This is a genomic window from Massilia sp. Root418 (assembly GCF_001425265.1).
Lineage (GTDB): Bacteria > Pseudomonadota > Gammaproteobacteria > Burkholderiales > Burkholderiaceae_D > Rugamonas.
The window spans coordinates 550524-572567 of the sequence record NZ_LMEC01000020.1 but is presented as its reverse complement, the minus strand read 5'-3'; the positions used below and the strand labels follow the sequence as shown (position 1 = coordinate 572567).

At 68.7% G+C, this 22044-nt stretch carries 15 protein-coding genes and 1 pseudogene; 12 read left to right on the top strand and 4 right to left on the bottom strand.

Features of this window, described 5'->3' with window-relative positions; translation table 11 throughout:
• Positions 1–34 precede the first annotated feature (34 nt).
• From ASC94_RS33240 to ASC94_RS14925, 5 genes are all read left to right on the top strand, one after another.
• Complete coding sequence (locus ASC94_RS33240) at positions 35–2446, top strand: hypothetical protein (RefSeq protein ID WP_056396166.1); 2412 nt, start codon at positions 35–37, stop codon at positions 2444–2446.
• A complete protein-coding gene (locus tag ASC94_RS14940; RefSeq protein WP_229417278.1) occupies positions 2443–4032 on the top strand; it encodes a DUF5060 domain-containing protein in 1590 nt (529 codons plus the stop codon). Before ASC94_RS33240 ends, ASC94_RS14940 begins: the two co-directional genes overlap by 4 nt.
• Positions 4029–5348 (top strand): pectate lyase, encoded by a 1320-nt coding sequence (pelA, locus tag ASC94_RS14935; RefSeq protein WP_229417277.1) that lies wholly within the window; start codon positions 4029–4031, stop codon positions 5346–5348. The genes ASC94_RS14940 and pelA overlap by 4 nt, the downstream gene beginning before the upstream one ends.
• Before the next feature lie 151 nt (positions 5349–5499).
• The gene (locus ASC94_RS34180) at positions 5500–7137 is read left to right on the top strand and encodes a methyl-accepting chemotaxis protein (RefSeq protein ID WP_056396163.1); all 1638 of its coding nucleotides are present in this window, start codon (positions 5500–5502) and stop codon (positions 7135–7137) included.
• Between the two features lie 66 nt (positions 7138–7203).
• The gene (locus tag ASC94_RS14925; RefSeq protein WP_056396160.1) at positions 7204–8586 is read left to right on the top strand and encodes a 3-oxoacyl-ACP reductase; all 1383 of its coding nucleotides are present in this window, start codon (positions 7204–7206) and stop codon (positions 8584–8586) included.
• 116 nt (positions 8587–8702) lie between these two features.
• Here ASC94_RS14925 and ASC94_RS14920 read toward each other — a convergent pair whose 3' ends face one another.
• Together ASC94_RS14920 and ASC94_RS34315 are read right to left on the bottom strand one after the other, a co-directional pair.
• Entirely contained in the window at positions 8703–9152 is a 450-nt protein-coding gene (locus tag ASC94_RS14920) for a hypothetical protein (protein ID WP_056396158.1), read from the bottom strand.
• Between the two features lie 244 nt (positions 9153–9396).
• Positions 9397–9930: pseudogene (locus ASC94_RS34315) on the bottom strand (mechanosensitive ion channel family protein); the annotation flags it as partial.
• A 609-nt stretch (positions 9931–10539) separates the two neighbouring features.
• Here ASC94_RS34315 and ASC94_RS14910 point away from each other — a divergent pair.
• The 3 genes from ASC94_RS14910 to ASC94_RS14900 all read left to right on the top strand — a co-directional run bounded on the left by ASC94_RS14910 (position 10540) and on the right by ASC94_RS14900 (position 16130).
• Positions 10540–12792 (top strand): sugar nucleotide-binding protein, encoded by a 2253-nt coding sequence (locus tag ASC94_RS14910; RefSeq protein WP_056396152.1) that lies wholly within the window; start codon positions 10540–10542, stop codon positions 12790–12792.
• A 364-nt stretch (positions 12793–13156) separates the two neighbouring features.
• Complete coding sequence (galB, locus tag ASC94_RS14905) at positions 13157–15637, top strand: beta-galactosidase GalB (RefSeq protein WP_056396149.1); 2481 nt, start codon at positions 13157–13159, stop codon at positions 15635–15637.
• 79 nt (positions 15638–15716) lie between these two features.
• The gene (locus ASC94_RS14900) at positions 15717–16130 is read left to right on the top strand and encodes a DUF3597 domain-containing protein (protein ID WP_056396146.1); all 414 of its coding nucleotides are present in this window, start codon (positions 15717–15719) and stop codon (positions 16128–16130) included.
• 41 nt (positions 16131–16171) lie between these two features.
• Here ASC94_RS14900 and ASC94_RS14895 read toward each other — a convergent pair whose 3' ends face one another.
• Together ASC94_RS14895 and ASC94_RS14890 are read right to left on the bottom strand one after the other, a co-directional pair.
• On the bottom strand, positions 16172–17185 hold the full coding sequence (locus ASC94_RS14895; RefSeq protein ID WP_082616538.1) for an MBL fold metallo-hydrolase: 1014 nt from the start codon (positions 17183–17185) through the stop codon (positions 16172–16174).
• Between the two features lie 11 nt (positions 17186–17196).
• Positions 17197–18018 carry an alpha/beta fold hydrolase gene (locus tag ASC94_RS14890; RefSeq protein ID WP_229417319.1) on the bottom strand — a complete coding sequence of 274 codons (822 nt, stop codon included), beginning with the start codon at positions 18016–18018 and terminating at the stop codon, positions 17197–17199.
• 208 nt (positions 18019–18226) lie between these two features.
• On the opposite strand from ASC94_RS14890, the gene ASC94_RS14885 reads away from it, so the two are divergent.
• The 4 genes from ASC94_RS14885 to ASC94_RS14870 all read left to right on the top strand — a co-directional run bounded on the left by ASC94_RS14885 (position 18227) and on the right by ASC94_RS14870 (position 22041).
• Positions 18227–19309, top strand: coding sequence for a sensor histidine kinase (locus ASC94_RS14885; protein WP_082616537.1), 1083 nt, complete (start codon positions 18227–18229; stop codon positions 19307–19309).
• Positions 19306–19920 (top strand): response regulator transcription factor, encoded by a 615-nt coding sequence (locus ASC94_RS14880; RefSeq protein ID WP_056396139.1) that lies wholly within the window; start codon positions 19306–19308, stop codon positions 19918–19920. The genes ASC94_RS14885 and ASC94_RS14880 overlap by 4 nt, the downstream gene beginning before the upstream one ends.
• A gap of 94 nt (positions 19921–20014) precedes the next feature.
• Positions 20015–20434, top strand: a complete 420-nt coding sequence (locus ASC94_RS14875) for a response regulator transcription factor (RefSeq protein WP_229417276.1) — start codon at positions 20015–20017, stop codon at positions 20432–20434.
• A gap of 38 nt (positions 20435–20472) precedes the next feature.
• Positions 20473–22041 (top strand): bifunctional diguanylate cyclase/phosphodiesterase, encoded by a 1569-nt coding sequence (locus tag ASC94_RS14870; protein ID WP_056396137.1) that lies wholly within the window; start codon positions 20473–20475, stop codon positions 22039–22041.
• The last annotated feature ends 3 nt before the right edge of the window (positions 22042–22044 follow it).

Below are 22044 nucleotides of genomic sequence, written 5' to 3'. Positions count from 1 at the left end.
TGCGGCGCGCACAGACAGGAGGCCGCATTCCGCCATGACGCACCGCAGGCTCGCTCGTATCGCCGGTATTGGTATTGCCGGTATCGTTGATATTGCATTCATTCTTGCGCTGGCGGCAGGCGCGCCGGCCTTCGCAGCCACTCCGATCGACCGCCAGGCGCTGGCCGCCCGGCACTCGCCGCACCTCACGGCCATCGACACCATGGCCCCGCTCAGCGTGGGCAACGGCCGTTTCTGCTTCACGGCCGACGTCACCGGTCTGCAAACCTTTCCCGAACATTACCGCGCCGGCGGCACGCCGCTGGAAACGCAGGCGCGCTGGTCCTGGCACGCGAACGCCAATCCGAACGGCTACAAGCTGACCGACGCCAACCGCGACTTCACCGCGCATGGCCGCACGCAGGGCTATCCCACCAGGTCCACCACGCCGGCCGGCATATGGCTGCGCGAGAATCCGCACATCCAGCCGCTGCCGCAGGTCAGCTTCGTGATGGCAGGCGAGGGCGCGCGCCCGCTGACGGTAGCCGACGTGAGCGCCGTGGACCAGCGCCTGGATTTATGGCGCGGGCAGCTGGACAGCCGCGTCACGCTGCTCGGCCAGCCGGTCAGCGTGCGCAGCACCGTCAGTCCCGACAGCGACACCCTGGCGCTGCGCATCGAAACGCCGCTGTTCGCCGAGGGCAGGGGGCAGGGCGGGACGCGCGTGGCCGTGCGCATCGCGCTGCCGCTGGGCTACGACCTCGCCGCCGCCAGGCACAACCCGCCGCTGGACTGGTCCAGGCCCGGCGACCACCAGACCACCGTGCTGGCGCAAACGGCGCGCACGCTGTCGGTGGAACACAGCCGCGACGCATCCCGCTACGCCATGACCCTGGCAGCCGGCGAGCCGCTGGCCATCAAGCGCAGCGGCCCCCACAGCTTCGACATCGCCCCCGCCGCAGGCCGCACCATCGACCTGACGCTCACCTTCACCCAGCGCAGCGCACTCCCCGCCGCCACGCCCGCCGCCGCCGTCACGTCTGCCGCCACGCCCGCCATCGCGATGCCCGTTGCCACAGCCGCCGCCGTAGCGTCTGCCGCCAGGCCAGCCATCGCCACGCCCGCCGCCCCACCCGTCGCCACAACCGCCGCCGCCACCGCCACGCCTGCCGTCACCCCTGCCGTCGGTGCGTCTGCCGCCGCCATGCCCGCGGCGCCAGCCGCTGCCGGTCCGGGCGCTGCGCCGGACGCTGCCCACGTGTTCGCCCGCAGCGCCGCCCACTGGCGCGCCTACTGGCAATCCGGCGCCGCCGTCGACTTCAGCGGCAGCACCGACCCGCGCGCGCACGAGCTGGAGCGCCGAGTGGTGCTGTCCCAATACCTGGCCGCCATCCAGCTTGGCGACGACCTGCCCGCCCAGGAAAGCGGCCTGACAACCGCCACCTGGTTCGGCAAGCACCACACCGAAATGGTCTGGTGGCACACGGCGCACTTCGCGCTGTGGGGCCGCCCGGCCTACACCGCCCGCACGCTCTCCTGGTATCAGCGTACCTTGCCTTCCGCCCGCGCCGTGGCCGCCGAGCGCGGCCTGAAAGGCGCCCGCTGGATGAAGATGACCGGCCCCGAAGGCCGCGAAAGCCCCGGCGGCAACCCGCTGATCGCATGGAACCAGCCCCACGCCATTCACCTGGCCGAGCTGCTCTACCGCGCCGAGCCCACCCCCGCCACCGTGGCGCGCTACGGGGAACTGGTCTCCGAAACAGCGGAAGCCATGGCCTCCATGCTGCACTGGGACGAAGCCGGCCAGCGCTACGTGCTTGGCCCGCCGCTCTGGATCGCGCAAGAGATCTACGACCAATCCACCAGCATGAACCCCGCCTACGAACTCAGTTACTGGGCCTGGGGCCTGGAAAAGGCGCAGCAGTGGCGCGAGCGCGCCGGCCTGCCGCGCGACCCGGACTGGGAACACAAGCGCACCCATTTATCCGCGCTGCCGCAAAAAGACGGCAAATACGTCGCCGTCGAATCCCATCCGGACACCTGGGACAACGTCGACAGCCGCCACGACCACCCATCCTTCCTGATGGCGCTCGGCCAGCTCCCCGGCGATGGCGTGGACCGCGACACCATGCGCCGCACGCTGGATGCCGTGCTGGCCCAATGGGACTGGGCCACCAAGATCTGGGGTTGGGACTACCCCATGATCGCCATGACCGCCGCCCGCCTGGGCGCCACGGAGCAGGCCGTGAACGTGCTGCTCAAGTCCGATGGTCCCAACAACAGCTACACGCAGGCCGGCCACAACCCCAACAAAGGCCTGCCGGTCTACCTTCCCGGCAACGGCGCGCTGCTGGCCGCTGTCGCGCTGATGGCCGGCGGCTGGGACGGTGCCCCCGCCGGCGCAGCTCCCGGCTTCCCCGCCAAAGGCTGGACCGTGCGCGCCGAAGGATTCAGGCCGCTGCCATGAAAGAGAAACTGATGATGAAAAAGCTGTTCCTGCTGGCGCTGGCCTTCGGCCTCGCGCTTGCCGCGCCGCTGGCGACGGCGCAAACCGGGGCGCAGGCCACCGTCGAGCGCTGGGGCAGGGCGGAAATCGCCCTGTCCGGCCCGTCGGGGGGTAATCCCTTCATGGACGTAGAGCTGTCCGCCACTTTCCGGCAGGGCGCACGCACCCTGGAAGTGGCAGGCTTCTACGACGGCGAGGACCAGTACAAGATCCGGTTCATGCCGCCCGAAACCGGCGACTGGACATACGAGACGCACAGCAACCGCGCGGAACTGAATGGCCGCAAAGGCAAGGTGACCGCCACCGCGCCGTCGGCCGGCAATCACGGTCCGGTGCGCGTGCACAACGTGCGCCACTTCGCTTACCAGGACGGCACCCCGTTCTGGCAGGTGGGCACCACCAGCTACGCCTGGGCGCACCAGACCGAAGAGCTTGAGCAGCAGACGTTGAAGACGCTGGCAGCCGCACCGTTCAACAAGCTGCGCATGGCCATCTTTCCCAACCACGACGACAAAAGCGAGCCGCCGCGCTTCCCGTTCGTCGGCCAGCCGCCCAAGGCTTGGGACCTCACGCGCTTCAATCCCGAATTCTTCCGCCACCTCGAAAAGCGCGTCGACCAGCTGGGCGAGATCGGCGTCGAAGCGGACCTGATCCTGTTCCACCCCTACGACAAGGGCTACTGGGGCTTCGACCGCCTGCCGGCCGACGTGAACCAGCGCTATCTGCGCTACGTGGTTGCGCGCCTGGGCGCCTACCGTAACGTGTGGTGGTCCATGGCCAACGAGTTTGATTTCCTCAAGGAGAAGACCATGGCAGACTGGGACAGCTACTTCCAGACCGTGCAGCGCGAGGATCCCTACCAGCACCTGCGCTCCATCCACAACGCCTTCGTGTTCTACAACCACACCCATCCCTGGGTAACGCACGTGAGCGTGCAAAGCGGCGCCATCGCGGAAGATTACGAGCGCGCCGTATTGTTCCGCGACGTCTACAACAAGCCGGTGGTGTACGACGAAGTCAAATACGAGGGCAACTTCTCGCGCCGCTGGGGCCAGCTCAAGCCAGAGGAAATGGTGCTGCGCTTCTGGATGGGCGCTATCGCCGGCACCTACGTCGGCCACAGTGAAAGCTACGAGGACCCGAACGGCATGGTGTGGCTGGCCAAAGGCGGCGTGTTCAAGGGCACCAGCCCGCCGCGCCTGGCCTTCTTCCGCAGGATCCTGAGCGAGAGCCCGGCGGAAGGGCTGGAGCCGATAGACAAGTGGCAAGGCCACCCGTTCGCGGGCAAGCACGCTGAATACTATCTCGGCTATTTCGGGCTGGGCACGCCGAAGGAGTGGCCGTTCGTGCTGTTCAAGACCGGTCTTCAGGATGGGATGAAGTTCCGGGCCGAAGTCATCGACACCTGGAACATGACGGTCACGCCGGTGGACGGGACCTTCGAGATCGCCAAACGCGACAACTACACCTTCGCCGACAAGCACGGCCGCAGCATTCCGCTGCCGGCCCGGCCCTATATGGCGTTGCGCATTGTGAGGATTCCATGATCAAGAAAACACTCGCGGCTGCCACCGCTGCCGCGCTGCTGGCAATGGGCGTTGTGCCGCTCGCTGCCCACGCCGGCATCATCGGCTATATGCAGACGCCGGAAGCGCTCAGCGAAGCGCGCATTGCCGCCGCAGCGCCGGCGGAGCAGGGCGCCTGGCTGGCCTACCTGGCGCGTTCGCGCGCGTTGATGGCCGCCGACAAGGCCGCGCTGGCTGCGGAGCGCGAGGCCGCGCCGGGCAAGGCAGCAGTGCCAGCACCGCCGCACAACACCAGCCACGACGGCGGCATGCCGCTGAACCGCCCGGCCGCGTGGTATGGCAGCGCCGACGCGCGCCGGGTCGCCGCCAACATTCTCAGCTATCAGACGCCGGCCGGCGGCTGGGGCAAGAACGCCGACCGCGCCAGCCCGCCGCGCCAGCCCGGCCAGCACTACGTGGTGGACGACATGGTGCCCGGCTCGCCGCCGCGCAAGGACGCCTGGAACTTCGTCGGCACCATCGACAACGACGCCACCACCACCGAGCTGCGCTTCCTGGCACGCGTGCAGGCGCAGGCCCCCGGCGCCGACGGCGACGCCTACCGCGCATCCTTTGCCAAGGGCCTGCGTTACCTGCTTAACGCCCAGTACCCGAACGGCGGCTACCCGCAGATCTACCCGCTGCAAGGCGGCTACCATGACGCCATCACCTTCAACGACAACGCCCTGTCCAGCGTGGTGTCGCTGTTGAACGAGATCTCCGCAGGCAAAGGCGCTGCAGGAAAGGGGGATTACGCCTTTGTTCCGCCTGCGGTTGCCGGCGAAGCGCGCGCCGCCGCCGCCAGGGCAGTGCGGCTGATCGTCGCCACGCAGATCGTGGTGGACGGCAAGCGCACCGCATGGTGCCAGCAGCACGACCCGATAACGCTTGCCCCCGTCGGCGCGCGCAATTTCGAACCGCCCGCGCTGGCCAGCGGCGAAAGCGCCAGCCTTGCCATGCTGCTCATGAGCCTTCCCGATCCCGAACCGGACTCCGTGGCCGCCGTGCGCGCGGCCGCAGCCTGGCTGCAGCGTGCCGCGCTGCGGGACGTGGAATGGACCGGCAAAGACCCGGTCAACGGCCGCAGGCTGGTAGCCAGGCCCGGAGCCGGCCCGCTCTGGTCGCGCTACTACGACATCGCCACCATGAAGCCCATCTTCGGCGACCGCGACCGCAGCATCCACGACGACGTCAACGCCATTAGCCTGGAACGCCGCAACGGCTACGCCTGGTTCAGCAACGGCCCTGCCAAAGCGCTGGAAGCGTACCAGCGCTGGCCCGGGGCGCGATTAAATTGACCTGGGCAGCACATACCGTTAGAATAGATGCAACCTAGAAACATTCGCATGTCGAAACCCAACCTCCGTTTCAGCATCACTCACAGGTGACAGCATCGTTCCGCCCGGATCAGCGCCGGACGATGGCATTGCCCTGAAAACGGAGTTCCACATGTTTGCCAAAACAACCATCCGGTTGCGTCTTATTTCCACCATGCTGTTGCTTGGCCTGCTGATCGTCGGCACCGGCCTGAGCGGCCTGCACGGCATGAACACCATCAATGCCAGCCTGCGCGACGTCAATGCCAACACCATGCCGTCGGCCATCGCGATCCTCAATTCGCAGCTGTCGCTGAGCCGCGCGCGGCTTGCCATGGACCGCGTGACCATGCACCCCGAAGACCCGGACGCGCCCAAGACCTTGCAGCGCGCAGCGACCTTCGTGGCCGAATCGGACAAGGCCTGGGCCGCCTACCTGGCCTTGCCGCAAACCGCCGAGGAAAAAGCGCTGTCGGACGAGATGGACGGCCGTCGCCGCAAGTTCGTCGAGGAGGGCTTCCATCCATTGGCGGTGGCCGTGCAGGCGGGAGACGCCGCCAAGGCGGACGCCATCACCATGAAACGGATGCAGCCGCTGTTCACCGCGTTGTCCGAGAGCGCGGCCAGGCTGACAGAGTTCCAGGCCCGCAGCAACAGCGCGCAGTTCGACGCCAGCCAGGCGATGTACAGCCAGCGCCTGTGGCTGACGCTGGGTGCCATCGCCGGCGGCGTGCTGCTGATGCTGGTCGCCTGCGTGTCGCTGCTACGTTCCATCCTGCGCCCGATCATCCAGGCGGTGGACCATTTCACTCGGATTGCGGACGGCGACCTGTCCGGCCGCATCGCTGCGGACGGGCATGACGAAATGGCGGCGCTGATGCGCGGCCTGGCCGCCATGCAGGCCAAGCTGGCGGCCATGGTGCGCGGCGTGCGCGATGGCAGCGCGTCCATCGCCACTGCCACGCATGAAATCGCCGAAGGCAACCTGGACCTGTCGCGCCGCACCGAACAGCAGGCCGCCAGCCTGGAAGAAACCGCTTCATCGCTGGAAGAGCTGACGGCCACCGTGCAGCAGAATTCCGAGCGCGCGCGCCAGTCGAACCAGCTGGCACAGGCGGCCTCCGACATTGCAGTCAAAGGCGGTGCCATCGTCGGCAGCGTGATCTGCACCATGGGCGCCATCCGCGATTCGTCCACCCGTATCGAAGACATCATCGGCGTGATCGACGGTATCGCCTTCCAGACCAACATCCTGGCCTTGAACGCGGCGGTGGAAGCTGCCCGCGCGGGTGAGCAGGGGCGCGGCTTTGCCGTGGTGGCGTCCGAGGTGCGCAGCCTGGCGCACCGCAGCGCGGAAGCGGCCAAGGATATCAAGGCCCTGATCGGCGACTCGGTGGCCAAGGTGGACAGCGGCGGCCAGCAGGTTGGCGAGGCCGGCGCCACGATGCAGGAAATTGTCGCCAGCATACGCCGCGTGGCCGACATCATGGCCGAAATCGCGGCAGCGGGACATGAGCAGGAAATGGGCATAGGCCAGATCAACCAGGCGGTGGCTGAGCTGGACGACGTGACCCAGCAGAATGCCGCGCTGGTGGAGCAGGCGGCTGCCGCGTCCGAATCGCTGAAGGAGCAGGCCGAAAAACTGGCCGGCGTCACCAGCGTCTTCCGCACCGAAGTCGGCCACGCCGATGCTGCGCTGCCCGGCCGCGCCATGCGCAAGCGCCTCGACGCGCAACGTGCGATGCCAGCGGGCCGCCTGCTGAGGGCCTGACGCGCCGGGCGCGCTCGGTTATGATTGCCGATTATCCGAATTACTGCGATACCAAGGACAAGCGGCATGAGCGACATACTGATGAAATTGCACGGCAGCCGCCTGGCTGGGCCGTTTGCGCGCGCGCTGGGTTTGCCCAAGCCGGTGGCGCTGGCGCGCGTGGCCGGCGGCTATGAGGCGCGGCCGTTCGAAGGCAGCCGCGCGTTGCTGCTGGCGGCAGCCGGCGGGTATGCGGCGGATGCGCTGCGCAGCGCGCTGGAGGATGCCGGCGCCAGCGTGGCAGCAGCGCTGCCGGACGGGGAACGCCAGCAGGCCGGCATCGTGGTGATGGACGCCACCGGCTGCCGCACGCCGGCCGATTACCGCGCGCTGTACGACGCTTTCCATCCCATCATGCGCCGCATCGCACGCAATGGCCGGGTGCTCGTTACCGCGCCGTTGCACGGAGCCGGTGGCGATCCGTTGCGCGCTGCCGTGGCGCGCGGCATCGAAGGTTTCAGCCGTTCGCTGGGCAAGGAACTGGGACGCAAGGGCATTTGCGTGAACACGGCCTATGTCGCCGACGACGCCACGGGCAGGCTGGCCGGCCTGGTGCGCTTCTTCTGCGGCGCGCAGGCCACGTACGTGTCCGGGCAGTCCGTGCGCGTCACGGCGCGGGTTGCAGCGGCACGGCCTGCCACGGATGCGGTCCCCGCTGCGCTGCCGTGGCAACAGGTCATGGCCGGCAAGACCGCGCTGGTCACGGGCGGCGCGCGCGGCATCGGCAAGGCCATCGTCGAGCGCCTGTCGCAAGAAGGCGCGCGCGTGATCTGCCTGGACGTGGCGGGCGCCGCCGAGGAACTGCGCAGCACCTGCGCCCAGTTCGGCGCCATTCCGCTAACGCTGGACATCGCCGCGCCCGGCGCGCCGGCCCAGCTGGCGGAATTCCTGCGCAGCCAGGGCGGCGGCCTGGACATCCTGGTGCACAACGCCGGCATCACGCGCGACCGCACGCTCTCCAACATGCAGCCGGAGGACTGGGACTTGGTGGTGAACATCAACTTCGCCGCCATCGCCGCCATCGACAAGGCGCTGCTCTCGGACGGCCTGCTGCGCGACGAAGGGCGCATCGTTTACCTGTCTTCCATCAGCGGCGTGGCCGGCAATTTCGGCCAGACCAACTACGCTGCCACCAAGGCGGCGCTGATCGGCTACGCGGCGGCGCAGGCGCCCTTGCTGGCGCCGCGCGGCATCTGCGTGAACGCCATCGCGCCTGGCTTCATCGAAACCGCCATGACGGCCAAGCTGCCGTTCTTCACGCGCGAAGTGGGCAGCCGCCTGAACGCGCTGATGCAAGCCGGCCAGCCAAGGGACGCCTCGGAACTGGTGGCCTTCCTGTGCAGCCCGGGCGCCTGCGGCGTCAGCGGCGAGACCATACGCGTATGCGGCCAGGGCATGATGGGCGCCTGAGGCCGCGCAAGCGGCCCCGGACAGGGGCAGGCCGGCAGCCGGCAGCCAGCAGCCAGCACTAACGGCGACCGGCGACCGGCTACCGGCTAGCGGCTGGCGGCGCGGCCGCAGTCCGCTTAGCGGTTGGCCTTACCGGCGGCTGGGCGGTGGCTGCCCAGGTCGCCCTCGTCGCTCGGCGTGTCGAGCGCCTGCTCGTTGGCGCGGCCGCTGTGGCGGTGGTGGCCCATGCCTTCGCGCTGCGCACTCTGCTGCACTTCGGCTGGTTCGTCGATGCCGATCAGGTCGTCCGCCGGATCGCCCGGATCGCCCTGCGGCTGGCCCTGGCGGCCGGGCGCCGGGCTGCTGCCATCGCGGCCGCTGTCGTTGCCGCCCATGCCGCCGCGACCGGTCATGCCGCCCTGCGCCGAGCCGACGTCGTGCAGTCCGCCGCCGTGCTCGCCGCCCAGCCCGCCCGAGTGCTGGCCTCCGTGGGCGCCGCCGCCCTGGTGGCCGCCTTCGTCATACGAGCGCTGCTGGTTGCCTTCGCTGTTCTGCTTGCTCTGCTGTTTCGGTTTCTGTTCCATCATATCCTCCGCTGGTTGCGTTGGTTCGGGTGATTGCCAAATCATGCTAAGACTGCCCCGCGCGGCCGGCCGTAGGCGCATGCCGCGCCAGCCTGTAGGGCGGCGCCGTTTAGGCGGCGCGCGCGGGCGCCTCGCGCGGCATGGGCATCTCCTGCCCCTCGTGCACGATCATGCGCACCGGGCACGCGAACTCGATGCCGCGTTCGGCCAGCTCGCGCACCAGGCCCAGGTAGATCGCCTGCTGGGTATCCATGTAGACGAAATAGTCGGCGGTCTTGATCCAGTACACCACCTCGAAGTTGAGCGACCATTCGCCCAGTGCGGACAGGTGCGCGCGCTCGAAGGAGGCGGTCTGTTCCTGGGCCAGCACCAGTTCCTTGATCAGTTCGGGGATGGCGGCCAGCTGCTCGGCGCTGGTGCCGTAGCGCAGGCGCAGGGTGAAGGACGCGCGCCGCGTTTCCATGCGCGTCTGGTTGCCGATGCGCGAGCGCAGGATATCGCCGTTGGAGAAGATGATCTGGTCGCCGCCCAGCCCGCGCAGGCGGGTGGTCTTCAGGCCGATCGATTCCACCGTGCCGAGCTGCTCGCCGACGATGATGAAGTCGCCCACCACGAACGGTTTGTCCAGCACGATGGACAGCGAGGCCAACAGGTCGCCCAGGATGTTCTGCACTGCCAGCGCGACGGCAATGCCGCCAATGCCCAGGCTAGCCACCAGGGTGGTGATGTTGAAGCCGAGGTTGTCCAGGACCATCAGCGTGAACACCACCCAGATCAGCATGCGCAGCAGGAAGTCGATGATGGCTGCCGAGGCCGCGCCGGCGGTGCTCTCCGGCGCCCCGTCGCGCCGGCGCGCGCGCCAGGCGCGCACTGCCGTGTCGCCCCAGATGGCGGCCTGCAGCAGCAGCACCGTCACGGCAATGCGCCACAGCAGCGCCTCGTACTTGTTGGGTAGCTCCAGCAGCAGGCTGCCGGCATACAGCGACAGGATCAGCATGATCACCGTCAGGCTTGAGCGCGCCAGCCGCAGCAGCCACTGCGCCGCGCCGGCGCCGGCGCGCTCGGCGCGCGCGCTGAGCTGCCGGACCACCACGCAGCGCGACGCGTACAGCAGCGTCAGCACCGCGAACGCGACTGCCAGCGCCGTGGCCCAGTCCTGCCAGCCGTTGTGGATGAAAATCGAACGCATTGCCTTGCTTTCCCTCCCGACACGACCGCCGCCAGTTGCCTGCGGCCGCTTGCCAAGCCGAGAGTTTAGCGAAGTGGCGCGCGCCGGCGCGCACGGATGCCCGCCGCTATGGCGGCGCAGAAAAATAACAAAAGGCAAGGCGGCGTCAACCATTAGTCTTTGCCGACATACTGGTCACCCGATCTATTCTTTTCCAAGACCATGAACCAGAAGACGACGGGCGATATTCGCCAGGATGGAGAACCACCCGGGCTGGCGCTGTGGGGAGGCCTGGAGGCCACCGTGAACCGCGTGCGCGAGCAGTATTTCAACCAGATGGAGTACAACGGCCACGCCGGCCGGCTCAGCGACCTGGACCGTTTTGCGTCGCTCGGCATCCAGATGCTGCGCTATCCGGTGCTGTGGGAATTGATCGCGCCGGACGGGCTGGCCAGCGCGGACTGGTCGCTGCCGGACGAGCGCCTGCCGGCGCTGCGCGACCTGGGCATGCAGCCGATCGCCGGCCTGATGCACCACGGCAGCGGGCCGCGCCACACCAGCCTGGTCGATCCGGCGTTCCCGCAGCAGCTGGCGGAATACGCCGGCGCGGTGGCGCAACGCTATCCCTGGCTGGAGTACTACACGCCGGTCAACGAGCCGTGCACCACGGCACGGTTTTGCGGCCTGTACGGCGTCTGGTATCCGCACGCCAAGGACGACAAGGTGTTCCTGCGCGCGCTGCTGAACCAGTGCAAGGGTGTGGTGCTGTCGATGCAGGCGATCCGCGCCGTGAACCCGCGCGCCAAGCTGGTGCAGACCGACGATCTGGGCAAGACCTACAGCACCCCGGCGCTCACCGAGTGGGCGGCGTTCTACAACGAGCGGCGCTGGCTGGCGTGGGATCTGCTGTGCGGCATGGTCGGCCCCGCGCATGCGCTGTGGCCCTACATGCTGCGCAACGGCGTCGCGCCCGAGGAGCTGGAATGGTTCCAGGAGCAGGGCTGCGCGCCCGACATTATCGGCGGCGACTACTACGTTACCAGCGAGCGCTGGCTGGACCACCGCGCCGAGCGCTACCCGGCCGGGCTGGCCGGCGAGCACGGCTTTGTGGACATCGAGGCCGCGCGCGCGCTGGCCACGCCCACGGCCGGCGTCGGGCCGCTGCTGCGCGAGGCCTGGGAGCGCTACGGCCTGCCGCTGGCGGTGACCGAGGCGCACATCGACGCCAACCGCGAAGACCAGCTGCGCTGGTTCCTGGAAGTATGGCAGGGTGCGCAGGAGCAGCGGCGCGAAGGCGTGGACGTGCGCGCCGTCACGGCCTGGTCGCTGCTGGGCTCGTTCGACTGGAATTGCCTGGTGACCGAGTGCAAGGGTTATTACGAGAACGGTGCCTTCGATCTGCGCGCGCCGTCGCCGCGCCCGACCGCGCTGGCCGGGCTGCTGCGCGAGCTGGCCACCGGCCGCGCGCCGTCCAGCCCCATTTTGCAGGGGCAGGGCTGGTGGCGCCGGCCCGGCCGCCTGCTGTGCACGCCCGATCGCGGCGGCGGCCTGGCCCTGCTGCCGGCCGCGCGCGCCACCGCCCAGCCCACGCCGCAGCCCATCCTGGTGAGCGGCGCGGCCGGCACGCTGGGCAGCGCCTTCGCCCGCATCTGCCGCGAGCGCGCCATTGCCGTGCAGCTGCTGACGCGCCAGGAAATGGACATTGCCGACCCGGCCTCGGTGGAGGCGGCCATCGCCCGCTACCGGCCCTGGGCCATCATCAACGCCGGCGGCTATGTGCGGGTGCACGATGCCGAGCGGGACGCCGGGCGCTGCCTGCGCGATAACGCGCAGGGGCCGGCGGTGCTGGCGGCCGCGTGCGCGCGCCACCGGCTGCGGCTCATGAATTTCTCCAGCGACCTGGTGTTCGACGGCAGCAAGGGCGCGCCCTATGTGGAAAGCGATCCGGTGGCGCCGCTTAACGTGTACGGGCGCAGCAAGGCCGAGGCCGAGCGGCGCGTGCTGGAAGTCTATCCGGAGGCGTTGCTGGTGCGCACCAGCGCCTTTTTCGGTCCCTGGGACCGCCACAATTTCGTCACCCTGGCGCTGGAGGCGCTGGCCGCCGGCATGCCGTTCTCGGCGGCGGACGACCTGATCGTCTCGCCCACCTATGTGCCCGACCTGGTGCAGGCCTGCCTGGACTTGCTGATCGACCAGGAAAGCGGCATCTGGCACCTGAGCAATGCGGACGCGCTCAGCTGGGCCGACTTGGCCCGCCGCGCCGCCGGGCTGGCCGGGGTGGACACGGCCACGCTGGCGGTGCTGTCCGGCGCGGCGCTGGACATGCCGGCTGCGCAGCCGCGCTATTCGGCACTGGGCAGCGAGCGGGCTTCGCTGATGCCCACGCTGGACGATGCGCTGCAGCGTTACCTGACAGCGCGCCAGGCCGGCAGCAGCCGCCCCGGCGCAGCCCAGGCCGCCCACTACGGCGCCTGAGCCCAGCTGGCGCCGGCCACGGCGCCAGCACCGGCACCAGTCCCAGCACCAGTCCCGGCAGCACCTGATGGCTGCGGCCGATTCCAGCAGCGGCCAGCAAGCCCCGGACACAGCGCCAGCCGCCAGGCCAGCCGCTTGCGCAGGCGGGCGCGCCCACCGTGGCGTCGCGCTCGGGAGCGGCCACTCTAGCATGCGCTCGGGCCCGCCACGATTGCCGGAGCTAGTCTTTTTTTCACGCTTGCTATACGAAAATTGGTATTGATCAGTAAAGCTTTCCGAGTTGATACTCAATGCCCCATCATCCAATTTTTTTCCAGCCATGCGCCTGCCATCCCGCGTATTTTTCCATGCCTTTCCACACCTCATGCTTGCTGCCGGCCTGGGCCTGGGCGCATCCGCCCACGCTGCCGAACGGACTTCCTTCAACGCCGACTGGCGCTTCATGAAGGGCGAGCCGGCCGGCGGCGCGGCGGCGGTGGCGCTGGACGACGCGGGCTGGCGCAAGCTGGACCTGCCGCACGATTTCGGCATCGAAGGTCCGTTCAAGCAGGAGTACGAGGGCGAGACCGGTAAGCTGCCCTGGTGGGGCGTAGCCTGGTATCGCAAGAAATTCACCCCGCCGGCGGGCGACGCGGGCAAGCAGGTCTATCTCGACATCGACGGCGCCATGTCGCACGCCACCGTATGGCTGAACGGCGAGCAGGTGGGCGGCTGGCCGTACGGCTACAGTTCCTTCCGCGTGGACTTGAGCAAGCACCTCAAGCCGGGCGCGGAGAACGTGCTGGCGGTGCGTATCGACAATCCGCCCGAGTCCTCGCGCTGGTATCCCGGCGGCGGCATCTACCGCAACGTATGGCTGGTGAAGGCGGCGCCGCTGCACGTGGCGCACAACGGCACCTTCGTCACCACGCCCATCGTGAAGGCCGATGCCGCCACGGTTGACGTGCAAGTGACGCTGGAAAACAGTGGCGGCGCCACGGCGGCGCAAGTGGCCACCGCCATCTATGCGCTCGACGCGGCGGGGCGGCGCACCGGCGCGGCGCTGGCGCAGAGCAGCCCGTCCGCGCTGACCAAGGTGGGGGCGGGACGGCAGATCCTGCTGGCGCAGTCGCTGCAGGTGAGCCAGCCCAAATTCTGGAGCCCGAAGTCGCCGCAGCGCTACGTGGCCGTGACCACGGTGTCCGGCGAGGGCAAGGTGGTGGACGAGGTGGAGACGCCGTTCGGCATCCGCACCGTGGCCTTCGACGCGGCGCGCGGCCTGATGCTGAACGGCGAGCACGTGCCGATCCAGGGCGTGTGCATGCACCACGACCTGGGCGCACTGGGCGCCGCGCTCAATGTGCGCGCGCTGGAACGGCAGCTGGAGATCCTGCGCGACATGGGTGTGAACGCCATCCGCACCACGCACAACCCGCCGGCACCGGAAATGCTGGAGCTGGCCGACCGCATGGGCTTCCTGATCGTGGAAGAAGCGTTCGACGCCTGGCGCCTGGGCAAGAAGAAGAACGACTACGGCTTGCTGTACGACGCGTGGCACGAGAAGGACTTGCGCGCCATGGTCAAGCGCGACCGCAACCATCCCAGCATCATCATGTGGAGCATCGGCAATGAGATCCGCGAGCAGGGCGAGCCGGAGGGCTGGAAGATGGCGGCCCACCTGGCCGACATCGTGCGCAGCGAGGACCGTACCCGCCTTACCACGGCCGGCTTCAACCACGTGGTCTCGGGCTACAACGGCTTCCAGACAGCCGTGGACGTGGTGGGCTTCAATTACAAGCCGTGGGAATACCCGACCTTCCACAACAGCGCGCCGCAGATCCCCGTGATCGGCAGCGAGACCGCGTCCACCGTCAGTTCGCGCGGCGAGTACTTCTTCCCGGTCAGCGACGACAAGTCGCAGGGAGCGGTCAACTTCCAGGTCAGCAGCTACGACCTGTCCGCGCCGAAATGGGCTTCCGCGCCGGAGCTGGAGTTCAAGGGCCTGGACGACAATCCCTTCGTGGCGGGCGAATTCGTCTGGACCGGGTTCGACTACCTGGGCGAGCCGACGCCGTACAACGCCGACAGCACCAATGTGCTGAACTTCACCGACCCGGCCGCCCGCGCGCGTGCCGGCAAGGAGCTGGAGGCGCTGCGCAAGGTGGCTGTGCCGTCGCGAAGTTCCTATTTCGGCATCGTCGACCTGGCCGGCTTCAAGAAGGACCGCTATTACCTGTACCAGGCGCGCTGGCGTCCGGAACTGCCGATGGCGCATCTGCTGCCGCATTGGACCTGGCCGGAGCGCGTGGGGCAGGTCACGCCGGTGCACCTGTACACCTCGGGCGACGAGGCCGAGCTGTTCCTGAACGGGAAATCGCTGGGGCGCAAGCAGCGCGGCGCGCGCGACTACCGCCTGCGCTGGGACGACGTGGTGTACCAGCCCGGCACCTTGAAAGCGGTGGTGTACAAGCAGGGCAAGCCCTGGGCCGAAGATACCGTGCAGACGGCGGGCAAGGCTGCCAGGCTGGCGCTGACGGCCGACCGCAGCGCGCTGCAGGCCGACGGCAAGGACCTGTCCTTCGTCACCGTGGCCATCACGGACAAGGACGGCCGGCCGGTGCCGCGCAGCAGCAACGCGGTGCGCTTCACGGTGAGCGGTCCGGGCGAGCTGGTGGCGACCGACAACGGCGACGCCACCAGCCATGTGTCCTTCCAGTCGCCCGAGCGCGCCGCCTATAACGGGCTGGTGCTGGCCATCGTGCGCACCAGGCCTAGCCAGGCGGGCACGATTACGGTGAGCGCGTCCAGCGACGGGCTGGCGGGCGGCAAGGCGACGCTGACAAGCGCGGCTGCGCCTCTGCGTTAGTCAACGTACAGACAGCGGGGCAGGAAAGGTCCCAGAGTGGGTGCTCCGTTCACGCAGCACCACTTTGAGAGGTTTTATCATGGGTATTCTGAGTAATATATTCCACAAAATCTTCCCCGGTTCGCATCCTGCGGTAGCGCAGGCAGGCACGCAGGCCAGCGCACCTGCCGCCGCGCCCGGCGCTGCGCCTGCGGCTCCTGCCTCTGCACCCGCTGCAGCGCCGGCCGCCATGCCTGAAGTGGACGTGGTCGCCATCCTGGACCAGAAGGCGCAGAGCGCCGGCCAGCCGCTGAACTGGCGTACGTCGATTGTGGATCTGCTCAAGCTGCTGCAGCTGGATAGCAGCCTGGACTCGCGCAAGGAGTTGGCCAAGGAGCTGCACTACAGCGGCGACACCGGCGACTCGGCGGCCATGAATATCTGGCTGCACAAGCAGGTGATGGCAAAACTGGCCGCCAACGGCGGCAAGGTGCCGGCCGACCTGGCCAATTGATTAACTGATGATTAACTGATGTCCCCGCACGCCCGCCGGGCCTAGTCCGTGCCAGGCGTGCCCTCATAGTTCACCGGCAGCCAGCGGTAGCTGCCCGCGTTTGCGGACGCGCCCGGCGCGCCCGGCGCAGCCGGCGCGCCTATCCTCCCCAATCCCGGAAAGGCAATGTGCGCGGCGCCCACCACCATGCGCCGGCTGGCAGCCATGTCCAGCAGCGCGCGCCGCTGGCGCTGTGCGACTGCCGCGTCGCTGTCGTACTTGACGGTGGCGTCCGGATGCGGAAACTGCAGCGGCGCCACGTGCACGATATCTCCCCACACCAGCAATTGGCGGCCCTGGCTCTCCACCAGGTAGGCCGCATGGCCCGGCGTGTGGCCGGGCGCTGGCAGGGCGCGGATGCCTGGTTCCAGCTGGCCGTAGGCAGCGTAGGGCTGGAAGCGGCCGGCGGCCTGGTAGGGCGCCACGGCGGCGCGCGCGCTGTCGAAGAAACTGCGCAGGAATTCCGGCGCGGCGGCCTGTCCGGTCTCGCTCAGCCAATAGTCCGCTTCGCCCTGCGCCATGCGCAGCACGGCGTTCGGGAAGGCTGCCGCCCCCTGCCGCAGGACGCCGCCCGCATGGTCCTTGTGCAGGTGGGTCAGCAGCACCGTATCGACCTGTTCCGGCTGGTAGCCCGCCGCGCGCAGGTGCTGCAGCAGCCTGCCGCAGCAGTCGCCATACAGCGCGCCGGCGCCCGCGTCGATCAGGATCAGGCGCTTGCCGGTGTTGACCAGGAAGGCGTTGATGGAACCTTGTACCGGCTGCGCCAGGCCGGCATCGTCCAGGTCCCGGCTGACCTGCGCCGGGGTGATGTTGTTCATCACCGCGTCGATGGGGAAGGCGTGCGTGCCGTCGGACAGCACGGTAATCTCGAATTCCCCCAGCAGCATGCGGTAGTAGCCGGGCGCCTGGCTGCGCACCTGCGGCGCCGCCGCGTGCGCGGGCAGCGCCAGCGGCGCGCATTGCAGCATGGCTGCGGCCAGCAGCGGCAGCGTGAGCTTGATGTTGGTCACAGCCATGGCGTGCCGGATCAGGAACGCAGGAAGGCCAGCAGCTCGGCGTTCAGCTTGTCCTTGTGCGTGGCCGGCAGGCCATGCGGCGCGCCTTCGTACACGCTCAGGGTGCCCTGCGGCAGCAGCTCCACGGCGCGGCGCGCGGTGGCGGCGATCGGCACGATCTGGTCGTCGTCGCCGTGGATCACCAGGGTCGGCACGTTCATCTTCTTCAGGTCTTCGGTGAAGTCGGTTTCCGAGAACTGCTTGATGCAGGCGTAGGCGCTGCGGATGCTGCACTGCATGCCCTGCAGCCAGAAGGTGTCGCGCAGGCCTTGCGAATCCTTGGCGCCGTCGCGGTTGAAGCCGTAGAAGGCGGTGGTCAGGTCCTTGAAGAACTGCGAACGGTCCGCCTGCACCGCGCTGCGGATGCCGTCGAACACTTCCATCGGCACGCCGTTCGGGTTGGCCGGGCCCACCAGCATCTGCGGCGTGACCGCGCCCACCAGCACCGCGCGCGCCACGCGGCCGGTGCCGTGGCGGCCGATGTAGCGCGCCACTTCGCCGCCGCCGGTGGAGTGGCCCACCAGGGTGGCGCCGTTCAGGTCCAGCGCGTCGATCAGGGTGGCCAGGTCGTCGGCGTAGGTGTCCATGTCGTTGCCGTGCCATGGCTTGCTCGACAGGCCGTGGCCGCGGCGGTCGTGCGCGATGACGCGGTAGCCGTGTTCGGCCAGGAACATCATCTGGTCTTCCCACGCGTCGCCCTGCAGCGGCCAGCCGTGGCTGAACACCACGGCCGGGCCATGGCCCCAGTCCTTGAAGTTGATCAGGGTGCCGTCGCGGGTGGTAACGGTGTTGATGGTGCGGGTGGTGGTCATGGTAGGTCCTCCGGTTTGAGATGAGCTGCCATTCTGCGCAGCGCGCGATAGGGCGTCCATCTGTACTAAGGGAGAGAAGGGCCAGGAAAACCGCCCCGGGAGCGGCGGCTATCATACTTAGGTCTGAGATCGTTCCGGGCGCAGCCGAACTATAATAAGCCCATATAAATCCGTACGAGGAAGGCCGCGCATGGTCAGGGTTAAGGGCAGCCCATTGCTGTCGGTTTTGCTGGTCGGCCTGACGCTGGCCATATTTGCCGTGGATGCGTTCACGCCGCTGGACGTGGCGATCGCCGTCATGTACGTGGTGGTGGTGCTGCTGTCGGCCAGCGTGTGGTCCCGGCGCGGCGTGCTGCTCACCAGTGCCGCCTGCCTGGGCCTGACCCTGCTGGCCTACGCGCTGTCGCACGCGGCCTATTTTTCCGGCCCGGCCTCCGGCCGCATGGTGGTGAGCCTGGCGGCGGTCGGCATCACGGCCTGGCTGGTGCTGCACTGGCAGGCCGCCACCAACGCCCTGATCGCGCGCGAGGAAGCACTGCACTGCTCGCAGGCGCAGCTGGCCCACGTCACCCGCGTGACCATGCTGGGCGAACTGGCCGCGTCGATTGCCCATGAAGTGAACCAGCCGCTGGCGGCAATCGCCACCAACGGCGAGGCCAGCCTGCGCTGGCTGAACCGCCCGCAGCCGGACCTGGACGAGGCGCGCGCCGCCATCGGCAGCCTGCTGGAGGCGGCCGGCCGCGCCAGCGAGGTGATACGCCGCATCCGCGCCCTGGCGCGGCGCAGCGACCCGTCCCACCTGCCGCTGGCCCTGAACGACGTGGCGCTGGAGGCGGCGGGCTTGGTGCGGCGCGAGCTGGCCAGCCACCAGGTGACGCTCAAGCTGGACCTGGCCCCCGGCCTGCCGCTCGTGCGCGGCGACCGCGTGCAGCTGCAGCAGGTGCTGATCAATCTCCTGATGAACGCCATGCAGGCCATGCAGCGCTGCGCGCCCGGGCAGGCGGTACTGGTGCTGCAAACCCGCGCCTGCGAGCGCGGCGGCGTGACGTGCAGCGTGACCGATACCGGCCCGGGCATCCCGGCCGAGCACCTGCCCAAGCTGTTCGACGCCTTTTTCAGCACCAAGGAGGACGGCATGGGCATGGGCCTGCCGATCTGCCGCTCCATCGTAGAAACGCACGGCGGCCGCATCTGGGCGGCGGGCCCGGAAGAGGCGCGGGCCGGCGCGGTGCTGCATTTCTCCCTGCCGGCCATGGGGGGGCACAGCGCATGATCGTGTATATCGTCGACGACGACGCGCCGCTGCGCGGCGCCATCTCCAGCCTGCTGCGCTCAGTCGGCCTGCGCGTGATCGACTTCGCCTCGGTGCCGCAGTTCCTGGCCCACCGGCGCGAGGAGGCGGCCAGCTGCCTGCTGCTGGACGTGCGCCTGCAGGGCATCAGCGGCCTGGAATTCCAGGCCGAGCTGAACCGCGACGGGGTAGCACTGCCTATCGTGTTCATGAGCGGCCACGGCGACATTCCCATGTCGGTGCGCGCCATGAAAGCGGGCGCGCTCGATTTCCTGGCCAAGCCGTTCCGCGACCAGGACCTGATCGATGCCGTGAACGCTGCCCTGGAGGCGGACACCGCGCGGCGCGCAGCGGGCCAGGCCCAGCAAGCCTTGCAGGACTGCTACCAGTCGCTCACGCCGCGCGAGCGCGAGATCATGGCGCTTGCCGCCAGCGGCTTGATGAACAAGCAGATCGCCGGCCAGGTGGGCACCCGCGAGGTGACCGTCAAGATCCATCGCGGCAACGCCATGCGCAAGATGCAGGCGCGCACCTTTGCGGACCTGGTGCGCATGGCCGAAGCGCTCGGCATCGACACGGCGCGCCCGCGCTGAACCACCCCGGGTATAGCCAACCTATACCCTTGTATGATTTCGCCGCCACGGCGCTCCCTGTATCGTGCTTGCATGATGTTTGAGGGAGTAAGCCGTGTCCAGTTCCAACGTATTAATCCAGAGCCCCGCGCACACGCGGTGCCGCGTCGCCATCGTCGACGACCATGACGACGTGCGCAGCGCCGTGAGCAGCCTGCTGCGCTCATACGGCTACGCCATCGCCGAATTCGACTGCGCGGAAAGCCTGCTTGCGGCAGGCGCGCAGCACACCAGCCACTGCGTCATCAGCGACCTGCAAATGCCCGGCATGAGCGGCCTGGAATTGCTGGAGCACCTGCGCCGCAACGGCTGCGCGGTGCCGCTGATCGTGCTCACCGCCTTCCCCGAGCCTGCAGTGCGCCAGCGCGCGCAGCAGGGCGGCGCGGCCGCATTCCTGAGCAAGCCGTTCCAGGCCGGGGAGCTGATGCAATGCGTCGCCCTGGCCTGCGCGGCCTCGGACTGCACCGCATCCTGACCGTCCACCACCCATCATCCATGATCCACGGAGTAGATATGAGCATCGCCATGAACAGCCAGCCGACCCGCGCCGCAGCCCCGGTGCGGATTCCCTCGCCGCCGTTCCTGCGCTGGACCGCCAGCCATGCGCGCTGGGCCGCTTATGCGCTGCTGGTGTGCCTGATCGCCGCCAGCGTGGCGCTGTCGGTGCTCATCGAGCGTTCCTCCGGCACCGGCATGACGCGCCTGGTGCATTTGTTCGACGTGGTGGCGCTGCTCACCAGCGGCTTCCTGCTCTACCACGTGCGGGCCCGTTTCCGCGTCGAGCAGCAGCTGCTGCACCAGGCCGGGCACGATCCCCTGACCGGCCTGGCGCACCGGCGCTCCTTCGAGGCGCGCCTGCGCAGCCTGCCGGCCAGGCCGTACGCCGTGGTCTTGGGCACCATAGACCGCTTCTCCCGCATCGTGGGCGGTTACGGCCACGACTTCGGCGACCGCATGATCATCGGCCTGGCGCGGCGCATCCAGCACGCGGCCGAGGCATGCGGCGGCGAGGTGTACCGCCTGGACGGCGCCAACTTCGCCATCCTGTACCCGTGCCGCAGCGACAGCGCGGAATTCGAAGCGGCCATCGCCGCGCTGCGCGACAAGGCCGGCCGGCCCTATGTGTGCGAGAGCCACGAAGTGTTCACCACCCTGAGCCTGGGCGCGGTGTGCTCGGGACAGGACGGCACCGGCCCGGAGGCCTTGCTGCGCAACGCGGACGCTGCCCTGCAGGCGGCGCGCCAGGCCGGCGGCGACCGGCTGGTGCGCTACTCGGAGAGCCTGAACGCCGAGGCCGGCCAGCGCCTGGACCTGGAAGCGCAGCTGCGCCACGCGCTGCGGCGCGGCGAGCTGGAACTGCATTATCAGCCGCAGCAATCGCTGTCGCACGGGGGCTTGATCGGCTTTGAAGCACTGATACGGTGGCGCCGCGGCGGGGAGCTGGTAGCGCCCGGGAACTTCATCCCGCTGGCCGAGGAATCGGGGCTGATCGTTTCCATCGGCGAGTGGGTGCTGGAGGAGGTGTGCCGCCAGCTCAGCGTGTGGCAGGCCGAAAGCGGGCGCGCGCTGGTGATCGCGGTGAACATCTCGCCGCGCCAGTTTGCCTCGCAGGGCTTCCTGCCGCATGTCGAGGCCCTGCTGGCCAGCAGCCATATCGACCCATCCTGCATCGAGCTGGAAATCACCGAGGGGGTGATGATGGAAAACGCCGAGAGCGCCATCGCGCTGCTGGAACGCCTGCGGGCGCTGGGCCTGCGGCTGTCGATCGACGACTTCGGCACCGGCTATTCCAGCCTGGCCTATCTGAGCCGCTTCCCCATCGACAAGCTGAAAATCGACCAGTCCTTCGTGCGCGGCCTGGGCGCGGTGAAGGAGCAGAGCGCAATCGTGCAGGCCACCATCGGCCTGGGCCACAGCCTGGGCATGACGGTGATTGCCGAGGGCGTGGAGACCGAAGCGCAGCGCGCGCTGCTGCAAGGCTGGCAGTGCGACGAGATCCAGGGCTACCACTACAGCCGGCCCTTGCCCGCCAGGGCCGCATTCCACTTCCTGCAAGGCAGCACGCAACTGCGCGCCGCCTGACAC

Coding starts and splice junctions, on each gene's coding strand:
- ASC94_RS33240 (WP_056396166.1), top strand. CDS start 35: ATGACGCACCGCAGGCTCGCTCGTATCGCCGGTATTGGTATTGCCGGT.
- ASC94_RS14940 (WP_229417278.1), top strand. CDS start 2,443: ATGAAAGAGAAACTGATGATGAAAAAGCTGTTCCTGCTGGCGCTGGCC.
- pelA (WP_229417277.1), top strand. CDS start 4,029: ATGATCAAGAAAACACTCGCGGCTGCCACCGCTGCCGCGCTGCTGGCA.
- ASC94_RS34180 (WP_056396163.1), top strand. CDS start 5,500: ATGTTTGCCAAAACAACCATCCGGTTGCGTCTTATTTCCACCATGCTG.
- ASC94_RS14925 (WP_056396160.1), top strand. CDS start 7,204: ATGAGCGACATACTGATGAAATTGCACGGCAGCCGCCTGGCTGGGCCG.
- ASC94_RS14920 (WP_056396158.1), bottom strand. CDS start 9,152: ATGATGGAACAGAAACCGAAACAGCAGAGCAAGCAGAACAGCGAAGGC.
- ASC94_RS14910 (WP_056396152.1), top strand. CDS start 10,540: ATGAACCAGAAGACGACGGGCGATATTCGCCAGGATGGAGAACCACCC.
- galB (WP_056396149.1), top strand. CDS start 13,157: ATGCTTGCTGCCGGCCTGGGCCTGGGCGCATCCGCCCACGCTGCCGAA.
- ASC94_RS14900 (WP_056396146.1), top strand. CDS start 15,717: ATGGGTATTCTGAGTAATATATTCCACAAAATCTTCCCCGGTTCGCAT.
- ASC94_RS14895 (WP_082616538.1), bottom strand. CDS start 17,185: ATGGCTGTGACCAACATCAAGCTCACGCTGCCGCTGCTGGCCGCAGCC.
- ASC94_RS14885 (WP_082616537.1), top strand. CDS start 18,227: ATGGTCAGGGTTAAGGGCAGCCCATTGCTGTCGGTTTTGCTGGTCGGC.
- ASC94_RS14880 (WP_056396139.1), top strand. CDS start 19,306: ATGATCGTGTATATCGTCGACGACGACGCGCCGCTGCGCGGCGCCATC.
- ASC94_RS14870 (WP_056396137.1), top strand. CDS start 20,473: ATGAGCATCGCCATGAACAGCCAGCCGACCCGCGCCGCAGCCCCGGTG.